Source organism: Kitasatospora aureofaciens, assembly GCF_001188955.3.
Classification (GTDB): domain Bacteria; phylum Actinomycetota; class Actinomycetes; order Streptomycetales; family Streptomycetaceae; genus Kitasatospora; species Kitasatospora aureofaciens.
Window position 1 is genome coordinate 167,785 of the sequence record NZ_JPRF03000013.1, and the last position, 13,923, is coordinate 181,707.

Here is a 13,923-nt window from a genome sequence, read left to right on the forward strand (position 1 = left end):
TCCTGGAAGTTCGCTGAACATCTGGTCCGGAGCACCGCCGTCCGGGTGACAGACTAGGCGCCGACCCGAAGCAGGAACAGCTCGGAAACGTGATGTTCCTCTCAGGTTCCGCACAGATTCGGACGGCAACCGATCATCGGTTCCCAGCCGTCTGATGCCATTGACGTGCGTTCGGGCGCCTGGGGCCCGAGCGGCGAGCGACCCGGATACGAGAACTCGATGGAACTGACAGGTACGCCATTCTTCATCCTCACCGTCGTCCTTGTGCCGGTGTCCATCACGGTGGCGCTGCTGTTCTGGGGGAAGGTGCGCGGCCCGCAGCCCGTGCGCACTCTCTCCCGGATCGTCATGATCATGTTCTGTCAGGTCACGGCCGTGCTGATGGTCTTCGTGATGGTGAACAACGCGAACCTGATCTACGGCAACTGGGACGACCTGCTCGGGACCGGTGACCACGTCCGCGCGGTGCCCTCGGTGCCGCCGGCGGACCCGGCGGGCAACGGCCAGTCCGGCGACGCCGCCAAGCAGCCCCCGAAGGTGCTGCAGAAGTTCGGCGGGGTGAACGACCCGGCGGTGCCCGGCGACGTCCAGAAGACCGAGCTCAAGGGCCAGGTGTCGGGCGTCGACGGCGAGGTTCTGGTGTGGCTGCCGCCGCAGTACAACGACCCGGCGTTCAAGGACAAGAAGTTCCCGGTGGTCGAGCTGATCCCGGGCTACCCGGGCTCCTCCTCCACCTGGTACGGCACCCTCAAGGTCTCCGAGCAGCTCAAGCCGCTGATGCAGCAGGGCAAGGTCGCGCCGTTCATCCTGGTCTCGCCGCGCACCCTGCTGCTGGGCAGCCACCAGGACGCGGGCTGCACCGACATCCCGGGCAAGATCAACGCGGACGCCTGGATCACCCGCGACGTCCCGCAGATGGTGATGGACAACTTCCGCGCCGACCCGTCCGCGGACCGCTGGGCGATCGCCGGCTACTCGGCCGGCGCCCACTGCGCGGCCAAGCTGTCGCTGGCCCACCCCAACCGCTACCGGGCCGGCATCGCGATGTCCGGCTACAACGACCCGGCGGTCGAGCCCGACTCGCTGGTCGGCAAGGACGCGAAGCTGCGCGAGGCCAGCAACCCGGTCAACATCCTCAAGTCCGCCCAGCAGCCGCCGAAGGTCGCCCTGCTCGTCAGCGGCGCCAAGGGCGACGGCTACGAGGACGGTCAGGCGATCGCCGCCGTGGCCAAGGAGCCGACCAAGGTCCAGGTCGAGGAGAGCACCGGCCCGCACACCACCGACATGTGGAAGCGGATGGTCCCGAGCGCCTTCGAGTGGCTGACCGGGATCATCCCGGTGCAGTGACCGGCCGTCACGACCGACCGGCCGTCACGACCGACCGGTGGTCAGACCGACCGGTGGTCAGACCGACCGGTGGTCAGACCCGTCGGCACGGCCGAGGGCCCGCCGCGAGCGTTGGCGGCGGGCCCTCGGCCGTTTTCGGTTCTCCCGGCGATTTCCCAGGAACCGATCGGACACGGTCAGGATCGACCGGGGCCCGACCGGGACTGCCAGAAGGCGGTCAGTCCACCGATCAGGCCGACGATCAGACCGGCGACAAGACCGGCGATCGGTCCACCGGTCAGGCCAGTTCCAGCGCCAGGTAGAAGTCCACCCGGTCCTCCAGCCGGGAAAGGTCCCGCCCGGTCAGCTCCTCGATCCGGCCGATCCGGTAGCGCAGGGTGTTGACGTGGACGTGCAGCTGCCCGGCGCAGCGGGTCCACGAGCCGTCCGAGCGCAGGAAGGCCTCCAGGGTGCGGACCAGGTCCGCCTGGTGCTCGATGTCGTACGCGATCACCTTGTCCAGCAGCCTGCTGCGGAAGGCGCGGCGGACCTCGTCCGGGACGGCGGCCAGCAGCAGCACGTGCGAGGCCAGTTCCTCGGGACCGGCCACGCAGACCCGGCCGACCCGGGCGGCGGCGATCCGGCGGGCGTGCCGGGCCTCCTCCAGGGCGCCGCGCAGGCCGCCGGCCTCGGAGGCGGGGGCGGAGACGCCGAGGGTGATCCGGCCCTCCGAGCCGAGCCCGGCCTCCAGCGGGGCGAGCAGTTCGCGCAGGGTGTCGGCGGGCACCGGGGTGTCCAGCGCAGGCAGCACCACCACGGCGCCGTTGCCCGCCCCGGCGACCAGGGCGCGGTCGGAGGTGCCGCCGAGCGCCTCCTCCAGGACGGCCCGTACCGTGCCCTCCGGCAGGCCGGTGCCCTCCGCGCTGAGCACCAGCCAGGAGGATTCCTGTGCCTGGGACTTGGGCTCGGGGCTCTCGTAGCGGGCGGCCATCGCCGAGGAGGCGTACAGGGTGCGGCTGATCTCGCCCGGGTCGGCGTCGCGGCGCAGCAGGGCGAGCAGTTCGTCGGCCAGTCGGCGGCGCAGCCGGCGGCCCTCGTCGCGGCGGTGGCGCTCGGCGGCGACCAGACGGGCCAGGTTCTCGGCGAGCTGCTGGCGCTTGGTGGTCCACTCGGTGACGTCACCGGCCACCGCGAGCACCCAGTCGGCCAGCAGCGCACCGGTCTGCGGCGCCTCGGGCCCGGCGGAGGCGCCGGCGGAGGCGCCGGCGGGCAGCAGCGAGTAGGCGCCTCCGGCCAGCCGGGCCCGGTGCGGGGGGCGGCGGCGCTGGCGCTGGGCGGCGAGGTGAGCGCGGACCAGCTGGTCGCGGTCCTCGGCGGTGAGCCGGTCGGCCGGGCCGGCGATCACCGCGCCGGTGGGGGCGAGCACCCAGCAGTCCAGGTCGAGGTCGCCGCCCAGCAGGTCCAGCACGGCGTCCAGTCCGCCGCCGCCGGCCGCCGACACCAGCAGCCGGTGGCGGTCGACCAGGGCGGCGAGGTCGGCGGCGCGGTCGGCGGAGACCTGACGGCCGATGAACTCGGTGACGGTGCCGAAGGCGATGTCGTCGGGGACGGCCAGCAGCGGCATCCGGTGCCGGCGGCAGGCCTCGACCAGGTCCTCGGGCACCGGGCCGACCTCGGCCTCGCCGGCCGCCAGGGCGACCGCGCCGCCGGCCGCGATGGTCCGGACGAACCGTTCGGAGTCGGCCGGGCCGCCGCGCCAGAGCATGCCGGTGAGCACCAGCTCGCCGCCGTGCAGGTAGCGGCCGGGGTCGTGCAGGTCCGTGGTCATCACACCGCTGACCTGCCGGTCCAGCTCCTCCTCGGCCGCGAGCAGGCGCAGTCGTGGGGCGCCGGGGGCGAGCAGGTCACGGACACGCATCCGCGGACTCCTTACGGGGGGTTGGACCAGGGGGTGGAACGGGGAAGGGGGCCGGATCGAGGGGGTGGGGTGGCCGGACACGCGGTCCGGGGGTGACAGTGTGCCCGAACATCCGTGCTCGGCGTTACGTACCAGCGGCTCACCGGGTCCCGGGGCCGTAGCCCGCGAATCACGGCCGGATTACGGTCGTAGGTAGCACCCGGCCAACACCTGGGCTGCGGGATTCTCCTGCTTAGAGGAACGTACAGGATGCCGGGCGGGCTCACAGCCGGGGCTTCATGCCATCGGTGACTGCCAGTGGCCCCGGTCACAGGGGTTCACTGGGCGACACGCCGCCGGACACCCGGTCGGCGAACACTTGAGGAGACACCCGCATGGAGTTCCTTCGGCCCGCCACCTGGGACGAGGCTCTCGCGGCGAAGGCTGAGTACCCGACCGCGTTGCCCATCGCGGGCGGCACGGACGTCATGGTCGAGCTGAACTTCGACGTGCACCGGCCATCCGCGATTCTCGACCTGAACCGCGTCACCGAGCTCACCGAATGGACGAACGACGGCAGCGTCGTCCGGCTCGGCGCCTCCGTCCCGTACGCCCGGATCATCTCGGAGCTGTCCGGGCCGCTGCCCGGGCTCGCACTGGCGGCCCACACCGTCGGCTCACCGCAGATCCGCAACCGCGGCGGCGTCGGCGGCAACCTGGGCGCGGCCTCCCCGGCCGGTGACTCCCACCCGGCGCTGCTGGCGGCCGGACGGGACGTCCACGTCGAGGCGGCCTCGGTGCGCGGCACCCGGCTGATCCCGATCGACGAGTTCTACGTCGGGGTCAAGCGCAACTGCCTGGAGGCCGACGAGCTGATCCGGGCCGTGCACGTGCCGGTCGCGGACGGCCCGCAGCAGTTCTCGAAGATCGGCACCCGCAACGCGATGGTGATCGCGGTGTGCGCCTTCGGCTTCGCCCTGCACCCGAAGAACGGGACCGTGGGCACCGGTATCGGTTCGGCTGCCCCCACGCCGCGCCGCGCCGTCGAGGCCGAGGAGTACCTCCAGGGTGTGCTCGCCGAGCGCGGGCTCTGGGAGAGCGGGGAGCTGCTGGGCACCGAGGTGGTCCAGCGCTTCGGCGAGCTGGTGAAGGCCGCCGCCTCCCCGATCGACGACGTCCGGGGCACCGCCGACTACCGGCGGCACGCGCTGGCCGTGATGGCCCGCCGCACCCTCACCTGGTGTTGGAACGACTACGGCAAGCAGATCAGGAGCGCGGCATGAGGGTCACGTTCACCGCCAACGGCAAGCCCGTCGAGGCAGACGACGTCTGGGAGGGCGAGAGCCTGCTCTACGTGCTGCGCGAGCGCGTCGGCCTGCCGGGCTCGAAGAACGCCTGTGAGCAGGGCGAGTGCGGTTCCTGCACCGTCTACCTGGACGGCGTGCCGGTCTGCTCCTGCCTGGTCGCGGCCGGCCAGGTGCAGGACCGCGAGGTGCGCACGGTCGAGGGCCTGGCCGAGGAAACCGGCGAGCTGGGCCTGGTCCAGCAGGCCTTCGTCGACGCCGGGGCCGTCCAGTGCGGCTTCTGCACCCCCGGCCTGCTCGTGCAGACCGACGCCCTGCTGGAGAAGGACACCCAGCCGAGCGACAACGACATCCGCGAGGCGCTGTCGGGCAACCTGTGCCGCTGCACCGGCTACGAGAAGATCATGGACGCGGTGCGGCTCGCCTCGGCCCGCAAGTGCGCCGGGGAGGTTTCCTGATGGCTACGCGGACCATCCAGGGTCAGAAGAACCTGCAGAACATCAACCAGGCCTCCAAGGACGGCATCGGCGGCTCGCCGCTGCGCCCGGACGGCAACCTCAAGGTCAGGGGCGAGTTCGCGTACTCGTCCGACCTGTGGCACGAGGACATGCTCTGGGGTATGGCGCTGCGCTCGCCGCACCCCCGGGCGAACATCCTCTCGGTGGACATCTCCGAGGCGCTCAAGGTGCCCGGTGTCTACGCCGTGCTGACCCACGAGGACATCCCCGGCTCCAAGTACTACGGCCTGGAGATCCGGGACCAGCCGGTCCTGGCCATCGACAAGATCCGGTACCACGGCGAGGCGATCGCGCTGGTCGCCGCCGACCACCCGGAGACGGCCCGGCGCGCGGTGAAGAAGATCAAGGTCGAGTACGAGGTGCTCACCCCGATCGTCACCGAGGAGCAGTGCCTGGACCCGGAGACCCACGGGTACGTCCACGAGCCGCACGAGTACAAGTCGCACGCGTACGGCAACATCTGCCACGAGCAGAAGCTGGTCTCCGGCCTCGGCGTGACCGACGAGGTGCGGGCGATGGCGGACGTCATCGTCAGCGGCGACTACGAGGTCGGCATGCAGGACCAGGCCTTCCTCGGCCCCGAGTCCGGCCTGGCCGTGCCCGCCGAGGACGGCGGCATCGACCTCTACATCGCCACCCAGTGGCTGCACGTGGACCGGGAGCAGATGGCCCCGGTGCTGGACCTGCCCGAGGAGAAGGTCCGGCTCACGCTGGCCGGCGTCGGCGGCGCCTTCGGCGGCCGCGAGGACATCTCGATGCAGATCCACGCCTGCCTGCTGGCCCAGCACACCGACAAGCCGGTCAAGATCGTCTACTCCCGGGACGAGTCCTTCTACGGCCACGTCCACCGCCACCCGGCGCGGATGCACTACGAGCACGGCGCCACCCGCGACGGCAAGCTGGTCTTCGCCGACTGCCGGATCGTGCTGGACGGCGGCGCCTACGCCTCCGCCTCCCCCGCCGTGGTCGGCAACGCCGCCTCGCTGGGGCACGGCCCGTACGTGATCCCGAACGTGAAGATGCACGCCATCGCGCTCTACAGCAACAACCCGTCCTGCGGGGCGATGCGCGGCTTCGGCGCGGTGCAGGCGGCGTTCGGCTACGAGTCGCAGATGGACAAGCTGGCCGCCGAACTCGGCATGGACCCGGTGGAGCTGCGGCAGCTGAACGCCATGTCGGAGGGCGACTTCATGCCCACCGGCCAGCAGATCGACTCCCCCGCGCCGGTGGTCGAACTGCTGCAGCGCGCCAAGGACATGCCGCTGCCGCCGCCGCTGGACACCGAGCACCTGGACGTCCGCGCGCTGCCCGGCGCGCTGTCCAACACCTCGCACGGCGAGGGCATCGTGCGCGGGGTCGGCTACTCGGTCGGCATCAAGAACGTCGGCTTCTCCGAGGGCTTCGACGACTACTCCACCGCCCGGGTGCGGCTGGAGGTGATCGGCGGCGAGCCGGTCGCCATGGTGCACACCGCGATGGCCGAGGTCGGCCAGGGCGGCGTCACCGTGCACGCCCAGATCGTCCGCACCGAGCTGGGCGTCGAGCAGGTCACCATCCACCCGGCCAACACCGAGGTGGGATCGGCCGGTTCGACCTCCGCCTCGCGCCAGACGTACATGACCGGCGGTGCTGTGAAGCTGGCCGCCGAGGCCGTCGGGCGGGCGCTGATCGAGAAGGGCCGGCGCCGCTACGGCTGGACCCACCAGGACATCACGCTGGCCGGCGGCAAGGTCGTCTCGGAGAGCGCCGGCGTGCTCGTCCCGATGGTGGACCTGCTCGGCGACGAGGCGATCGACCTCACCCGCGAGCACCACCACCGGCCCACCCAGGCCTTCGACAAGGAGACCGGCCAGGGCTTCGGCCACGTCCAGTACACCTTCTGCGCCAACCGCGCGGTGGTGGACGTGGACGTGGAGCTGGGCCTGGTCAAGGTGGTCGAGCTCACCGCCGTCCAGGACGTCGGCAAGGCGCTCAACCCGCTCTCCGTGGTCGGCCAGATCCAGGGCGGCTGCACCCAGGCGCTCGGGCTCGCGGTGATGGAGGAGATCATCGTCCGCGACGGGAAGGTGCGCAACGCCTCCTTCACCGACTACCTGATCCCCACCATCCTGGACACCCCTCCGATCCCGGTGGACGTCCTCGAACTGCCCGACCCGCACGCCCCGTACGGGCTGCGCGGCGTCGGTGAGGCGCCGACCGTGTCGGCGACCCCCTCCATCGTGGCGGCGATCCGCAACGCGACCGGTCTCGCGCTCAACCGGATCCCGGTCCGGCCCGAGCACCTGACCACCGAACAGCCCGGCTGACCCCCGGAGTTCGGCTCCACGGCACCACCGCACAGCAGCACCGAACAGCACTGCCGAACAGCACAACCGAGCAGTACTTCCCGGGGCGGCGACGAGTCTTCCCCGCCGCCCCGGGGACCCCCACCCGCTGCCCTCCCACGCCGGGGTTCCGCAGTGGTGCGCACCACCCTCTCTGCACCGCTGGCACTCCCCCGAAGAGTGCCCCAGTGAGTCGATACCGTCCCCCTGCCGCCAACTTCGTTGACTGGCAACCAGGTCGGCTCGCCCCACCCCAACCCCCATTGACACTTGGGAGTGGACATGACCAGGATCCCCACGGAGCCCGGCACCACCGAAGCAGACAGACCCACCGGGGACGAGACCCACCCCTCGCCCCCGGCACCAGGGCCGAAGGGCGCACTCGACGCGTACTTCAAGATCTCGGCCCGCGGCTCGACCCTCGCCAACGAACTGCGTGGTGGCGTCACCACCTTCATGGCGATGGCGTACATCATCCTGCTCAACCCGCTGATCCTCAGCGGCGCGGACGTCACCGGCGTGAAGCTCGACCACGCCGCGCTGACCACCGCCACGGCCCTCGCCGCCGCCGTCACCACCATCCTGATGGGCCTGGTCGGCAACGTGCCGCTGGCCCTCGCCGCCGGGCTCTCGGTCTCCGGCGCGGTCTCCGCGCTCGTCGTACCGCACACCAGCTGGTCCCAGGCCATGGGCCTGTGCGTGATCTACGGCCTGCTGATCGTGCTGCTGGTGGTTTCCGGACTGCGCGAGAAGATCATGAACGGCATCCCGCTGCCGCTCAAGCACGCGATCACCATCGGCATCGGCCTGTTCGTCACGGTCATCGGCCTCTACAAGGCCGGCTTCGTGCACACCGGCGGCCCCACCCCGCTCTCGCTCGGCCCGTTCGGCGAACTCTCCGGCTGGCCCGTCCTGATCTTCTGCCTCACCCTGCTCACGATCTTCGTGCTGATGGCGCGCGGCGTGCGCGGCGCGATCCTGATCGGCATCGCCGGCGGCACCGTGGTCGCGATGGCCGTCGACAAGCTCGCCCACGTACCCGCCAAGGCCTGGGCGAACTCCGTCCCGGTGTGGCCCGGCAGCCCCGTCGCCGCCCCCGACTTCAGCCTGTTCGGCCACGTCGACCTGTTCGGCGCCTTCGGCGGCAGGGGGATGGGCGCGATCAGCGCCTCCGTCGCGGTGTTCACCCTGGTCCTGGCCGGCTTCTTCGACGCCATGGCCACCATCATCGGCGTCGGCACCGAGGCCGGACTGGCGGACCGGCAGGGCCGGATGCCCGGCCTGTCCAAGGCCCTGTTCGTCGACGGCGCCGGCGGTGCGATCGGCGGCCTGGCGGGCGCCTCCGGCCAGACCGTCTTCGTCGAGTCCGCGACCGGTGTCGGCGACGGCGCCCGGACCGGCCTCGCCTCCACCGTCACCGGCGCCCTGTTCGCGCTGATGCTGTTCTTCTCGCCGCTGGCCGGCATCGTCCCGGTCGAGGTCGCCTCCGCCGCCCTGGTGGTGATCGGCTCGATGATGATGAGCCAGGCCCGGCACATCGACTGGTCCGACCGCGAGGTCGCCATCCCGGCCTTCCTGACCTCCGTGCTGATGCCCTTCACCTACAGCATCACGGCGGGCGTCGCCGCCGGCGTCATCTCCTACTCGGTGATCAAGGCCGGGCAGGGCAAGTGGCGCGAGCCCGGGCTGCTGATGTGGATCCTCACCGGGGTGTTCGTCCTGTACTTCGCACTCAGCCCGATCAAGTCCTGGCTGGGCGTGCACTAGCCGGTCCTTGGGCGCCACCGCCCTGCGGGCACCACCGCCTGCGGGTACCAGCGCACCTTTTGGCACCACCGCCGCCGTACGGGATCGTTTCCCGTACGGCGGCGTCTCCCGCTACTGTCGAAACCGTGTAAGGAGCCTCCGACATGCAGGACATCGCCGAGCAGTTGCAGGCCTGGCACGCGTCCGGGCGCTCCTTCGCCGTGGCCACCGTGGTCGGCGTCTCCGGCAGCGCCCCGCGCGACCCTGGCGCCGCCCTGGCCGTCGACGCGGCCGGCGAGGCGGTCGGCAGCGTCTCCGGCGGGTGCGTCGAAGGTGCGGTGTACGAGCTCTGCCAGGCCGCCGTCGAATCCGGCGAACCGGTGCTGGAGCGCTTCGGCTACAGCGACGAGGACGCCTTCGCCGTCGGGCTGACCTGCGGAGGGATCCTCGACGTGTTCGTCCAGCCGGTCGTCCCCGGGGCCGCCCCGGGAATGGACGCCGGCCTCGCCCTCATCGCCGACGGCACGCCCGTCGCCCTCGCCCGGATCATCGCCGGACCGGCCGGAATGCTCGGCGCCACCATCGCCGTCACCGCCACCGGACAGCACGGGGCACTCTCCGTCGGACCGTCCACGGTGGGCGCCCTGGAGCGCTCCCTCGTCGCCGAGGCCCGGGCCATGCTGGACGCCGGCCGGACCGGGCGGATCGTGCTCGGCCTCGACGGACGGCCCTGCGACGAGCACGGGCAGGGCACGGTCACCTGCTTCGTCGAGTCCTACGTGCCCGCGCCGAGGATGCTGGTCTTCGGCGCCATCGACTTCGCCGCCGCCGTGGTGCGGATCGGCAAGTTCCTCGGCTACCACGTCACCGTCTGCGACGCCCGGCCCGTCTTCGCCACCACCCGGCGCTTCCCCGAGGCCGACGAGGTCGTCGTCGACTGGCCGCACCGCTACCTGGACTCCCAGCTCGGCCGGATCGACGGGCGCACCGTGCTGTGCGTGCTCACCCACGACGCCAAGTTCGACGTCCCGCTGCTGGAACGCGCCCTGCGGCTGCCGGTCGGCTACGTCGGCGCGATGGGCTCCCGGCGCACCCACCGCGACCGGCAGGCCAAGCTGCGCGAAGCCGGGCTCACCGACGCCGAACTCGCCCGGCTGCGCTCCCCCATCGGCCTCGACCTCGGCTCCCGCACCCCGGAGGAGACCGCCGTCTCCGTCGCCGCCGAGATCGTCGCCCACCGTCGCGGCGGCAGCTGCCTGCCGCTGAGCGCAGGCGACGGGCCGATCCACCACGACGCCGCGGCCGCCGCGGAGGAGCCGCAGGCCGCACGGCGGACCGACGCCGCCTGAGACCCGGGGCGGCCCCTTCAGTCGGCCAGCGCCAGCTTCAGGCCGAAGCCCACCACCACGGCGCCGGTCACCCGGTCCATCACCCGCCGGGCCGCCGGGCGGCGCAGCCAGCCCCGCAGCACCCGGGCGAAGCCGACCAGCAAGGTCGACCAGAGCACGCCCTCCACGACGTGCACGCAGGTCAGCGCCACCCCGGCGGCGAAGTGCGGGGCCCCGGCGGGGATGAACTGCGGCAGCACGGCCACGTAGAACACCCCGACCTTGGGGTTCAGCAGGTTGGTCAGCGTGCCGCGCCGCCAGCCGTGCCCGAATCCGCCCTCGACGGACTCCTCCTGCTCGGCCGCGGCCTCGGTCCCCCGCTTGCGCAGCATCCCGACGCCCATCCACACCAGGTAGGCGGCCCCGGCCCAGCGCAGGACCTCGTACGCCACCTGCGAGGCGGTCAGCAGCGCCGTCACCCCGGCCGAGGTCAGCGTCCCCCAGATCAGCGTCCCGGTCTGGATGCCCAGCACCACGCCCCAGGCCTGCCGCCGCCGCCCGAGCGCGGAGGTCCGCAGGATCAGCGCGGTGTCGAGCCCGGGCGTGAGCGTGAGCAGCCCCACGACGAGGGCGAAGGACCACAGGGCGGTTGTCATCTCCATGGGCCCGGATGCTCTCACACGCCCGATGACGCGTTCACACGCCCTGTTCCACCGGCCCGGTGAGGCCGGGCAACCCGCCGCCGGCGAGCCAGGCCAGGAACGCATCGCAGGCCCGGCAGTCGCTTCAGGTGACGTTGAGGCGGGCGGCGAGGCGGAGGAGGCCGGGGCTGAGCCGGGAGAGGAGGCGGGCGGCCTTGGCCTCGGGGGTGACCGGGACGACGGGCTTGCCGGTCCGGACGGCGGCGAGGATCGCGGTGGCGACCTTCTCCGGCGGGAAGCCGCGGCGGGCGTAGAGCCTGGCGGCGCGGGCCTGCTTGGCGGTCTGCTCGGCCGCCGTGCTGGCGGAGAAGGTGGAGGTGCGGGTGATGTTGGTGTTGACGATGCCGGGGCAGATGGTGGACACGCCGATGCCGTGGCCCACGAACTCGGCGCGCAGGCAGTCCGAGAGCATGAACACGGCGGCCTTGCTGGTGGCGTAGGCGGTGAGCGCCTTGGAGGGGAGGTAGGCGGCGGCCGAGGAGACGTTGACGACGTGGCCGCCCTGGCCGCGGTCGGCCATCAGGGCGCCGAAGGCGCGGCAGCCGTGGATCACGCCCCAGAGGTTGACGTCCAGGACGCGCTGCCACTCCTTCTCGGTGGTCTGCAGGAAGGTCCCGGAGTGGCCGATGCCGGCGTTGTTGACCACCACGTCGGGCACGCCGTGATCGGCGGCGACGCGCTGGGCGAAGGCGTCCACCGCCGCGCCGTCGGAGACGTCCACCCGGTAGGCGTGTGCCTGCGGGCCGATCAGCGAGGCGAGTTCGGCGGTGCGCTCGGCGGCCGCGAGGTCCAGGTCGCAGACCACCACCCGGGCGCCGTCCTCGGCGAAGGCGAGCGCGGTGGCCCGTCCGATGCCGCTGCCGCCGCCGGTGACGACGACCAGGCGGCCGTCGCCGTCGGCCTCCCGGGACCGTCCCGACTCGATCCGGGCGGTGAACTCGCGGACCATGCCGGCCACGGTGGCTCCCTTCTCCAGCAGCGCCGACCAGTGGCCGGCGTGCAGTGTGCGTCGGGTCAGATCGGGCACCCAGCGCTCCAGGCCCTCGGAGAGGTAGGTGCCGACGTAGCGGTCCCGGGTGAGGGTGATCAGCTGGACCGGGACCTCGGTCGGGCGTTCGCGCGGACTTCCCATCGTGGGGCGGAAGTTGGCCCGGTACAGCTCGATGCCGCGGACCGCGTCCCGGCGCAGGGTGCGCTGCGGGTGGTCGGCGCGCGGGGTGACGTGCTCCAGGTCGCGCAGCACCCGCGGCCAGGCCCGGGCGAGGCCGAGGCGCCAGGCGGCCGGGGCCAGGTAGGGCAGGTGGAAGACGGTGATGTACCAGGAGTGCAGGCCCTGGTGGAGCAGTTGCCAGAGGTGGCGCGGGGTGGGGCGGCGCAGCCGGTGGCGCAACCAGTAGCCCATGTGGTCCAGGCTGGGGCCGGACAGGGTGGTGTAGGAGGCGATCCGGTGCCGGGCGCCGGGCACGGTGACGGCCTCCCAGGACTGGATCGAGCCCCAGTCGTGGGCGACCAGGTGCACCGGGCGGTCGGGGCTGACGGCTTCGGCGACGGCGAACAGGTCGTCGGCGAGCCGCTCCAGGCGGTAGCCGTCGCGGTCCGCCGGGGCGGCCGACTCGCCGGCGCCGCGCACGTCGTAGCGGACCACGTGGTGGTCGCGGGCGAGATCGGCGGCGATGTCGTCCCAGACGATGTGGGTGTCCGGGTAGCCGTGCACCAGGAGGACGGTGGGGGCCTGCGGGTCGCCCTGCTCGAAGACGGCGAGCGGGAGTCCGCCGGAGTGGACGGTCCGGCGGCGGACCGGGGGCGTCGGCGCGGGAGACGGGGCTGGCGACGGCGGGGGCGTCATCGGGTGGCCTCCAGGGTGGTCGGCTCGTCAGTGGGCTCGGTCCGCTCGGTCGGCTCGGTGGCCGCGGCGGTCCCGGCGGACCAGCGGCGGACGTGCGGGAGGTCGTCGTCGAGCCAGTGGGCGTCGTCCTCGGTGACCACCAGCAGTTCCTCGAACTTGATGCCCACGCCGCGGAACCCGATGTGCGGTTCGACCGCCCACAGGCCCGGGGTGGGCGCGTGCCGGGACGACCGGCCGTCCGCCCACAGCGGCGAACGGCCGTGCAGGCGCTCGGAGATGAGCTCCCGGCCCAGGGTCTGCAGGGTGCGCACGCCGAAGCCGAGGACGTTCACCCCGGCCGGGCCGCGCACGGTGGTACGGGTGACCTGGTGGCCGATCACCCGCCCCGGATAGACCTGGTGGCGGTTGTCGTAGCCGTGCGCGGCGATCTGCGCGTCCACCGCGGCGTACACCTCGTTGAGCGGTCGGCGGGCGCGCACCTCGGCGAGGATCAGCTCGCGGTAGACCTGGAGGTCGGCGGCCAGGCGGTCCCAGACCCGGTTCTCGCCGATCTTGCCGCCGTAGCCGATGTCCGCGGTGTAGCCGTCCACGACCGGCGCGCAGTCCAGCACGTACGGCATGCCCTCCTCCAACCTGCGGTTGCCGGCGAAGAACTGCAGCGGGGTGTGGAAGTGCCGGAAGGCCGTGCGGTCGCCGAACCAGGCGAAGGGGACGTGGAAGAAGTCCTGCACCCCGGCGGTGATCAGGCGGCGGCGCAGCTCGGCGGTGGCCTGCCGCTCGGTGACGCCCGGTTCGATCCAGGCGGCGACCTGTTCGGCGCAGTGGTAGGCGAGTTGCTGGGTCTCGCGGAAGCGGGCGAGGTCGCGCTCGGTGTACGGGAAGGCGGGCGTCGCCTTCACCGTCGGGGCCGTCGGGGCCGTCGGAGGCATCGAG

The 13,923-nt window shown here is 72.4% G+C and carries 10 protein-coding genes; 6 read left to right on the forward strand and 4 right to left on the reverse strand.

Features of this window, described 5'->3' with window-relative positions:
* Positions 1–219 precede the first annotated feature (219 nt).
* Positions 220–1,347, forward strand: a complete 1,128-nt coding sequence (locus HS99_RS06775; protein ID WP_030552175.1) for an alpha/beta hydrolase — start codon at positions 220–222, stop codon at positions 1,345–1,347.
* A gap of 277 nt (positions 1,348–1,624) precedes the next feature.
* Here the strand turns inward: HS99_RS06775 and HS99_RS06780 are convergent, their stop codons facing one another.
* Positions 1,625–3,244, reverse strand: a complete 1,620-nt coding sequence (locus HS99_RS06780) for a PucR family transcriptional regulator (protein WP_030282935.1) — start codon at positions 3,242–3,244, stop codon at positions 1,625–1,627.
* Between the two features lie 374 nt (positions 3,245–3,618).
* On the opposite strand from HS99_RS06780, the gene HS99_RS06785 reads away from it, so the two are divergent.
* The 5 genes from HS99_RS06785 (at position 3,619) to HS99_RS06805 (ending at position 10,464) form a co-directional block, all read left to right on the forward strand.
* Complete coding sequence (locus HS99_RS06785) at positions 3,619–4,506, forward strand: FAD binding domain-containing protein (RefSeq protein ID WP_030282937.1); 888 nt, start codon at positions 3,619–3,621, stop codon at positions 4,504–4,506.
* Positions 4,503–4,985, forward strand: a complete 483-nt coding sequence (locus tag HS99_RS06790) for a (2Fe-2S)-binding protein (RefSeq protein ID WP_030552177.1) — start codon at positions 4,503–4,505, stop codon at positions 4,983–4,985. Before HS99_RS06785 ends, HS99_RS06790 begins: the two co-directional genes overlap by 4 nt.
* Positions 4,985–7,351, forward strand: a complete 2,367-nt coding sequence (gene pucD / locus HS99_RS06795; RefSeq protein WP_043388449.1) for a xanthine dehydrogenase subunit D — start codon at positions 4,985–4,987, stop codon at positions 7,349–7,351. The genes HS99_RS06790 and pucD overlap by 1 nt, the downstream gene beginning before the upstream one ends.
* A 300-nt stretch (positions 7,352–7,651) precedes the next feature.
* Positions 7,652–9,136, forward strand: coding sequence for an NCS2 family permease (locus tag HS99_RS06800; RefSeq protein WP_030282942.1), 1,485 nt, complete (start codon positions 7,652–7,654; stop codon positions 9,134–9,136).
* Positions 9,137–9,279: 143 nt separating this feature from the next.
* On the forward strand, positions 9,280–10,464 hold the full coding sequence (locus HS99_RS06805; RefSeq protein WP_030552181.1) for an XdhC family protein: 1,185 nt from the start codon (positions 9,280–9,282) through the stop codon (positions 10,462–10,464).
* 17 nt (positions 10,465–10,481) lie between these two features.
* Here the strand turns inward: HS99_RS06805 and HS99_RS06810 are convergent, their stop codons facing one another.
* From HS99_RS06810 to HS99_RS06820, 3 genes are all read right to left on the reverse strand, one after another.
* Entirely contained in the window at positions 10,482–11,105 is a 624-nt protein-coding gene (locus tag HS99_RS06810; protein ID WP_030282947.1) for a LysE family translocator, read from the reverse strand.
* Between the two features lie 124 nt (positions 11,106–11,229).
* Positions 11,230–12,990 carry an SDR family oxidoreductase gene (locus tag HS99_RS06815; protein ID WP_030552183.1) on the reverse strand — a complete coding sequence of 587 codons (1,761 nt, stop codon included), beginning with the start codon at positions 12,988–12,990 and terminating at the stop codon, positions 11,230–11,232.
* Entirely contained in the window at positions 12,987–13,919 is a 933-nt protein-coding gene (locus HS99_RS06820) for a M24 family metallopeptidase (protein ID WP_063737794.1), read from the reverse strand. The genes HS99_RS06815 and HS99_RS06820 overlap by 4 nt, the downstream gene beginning before the upstream one ends.
* Between the last annotated feature and the right edge of the window lie 4 nt (positions 13,920–13,923).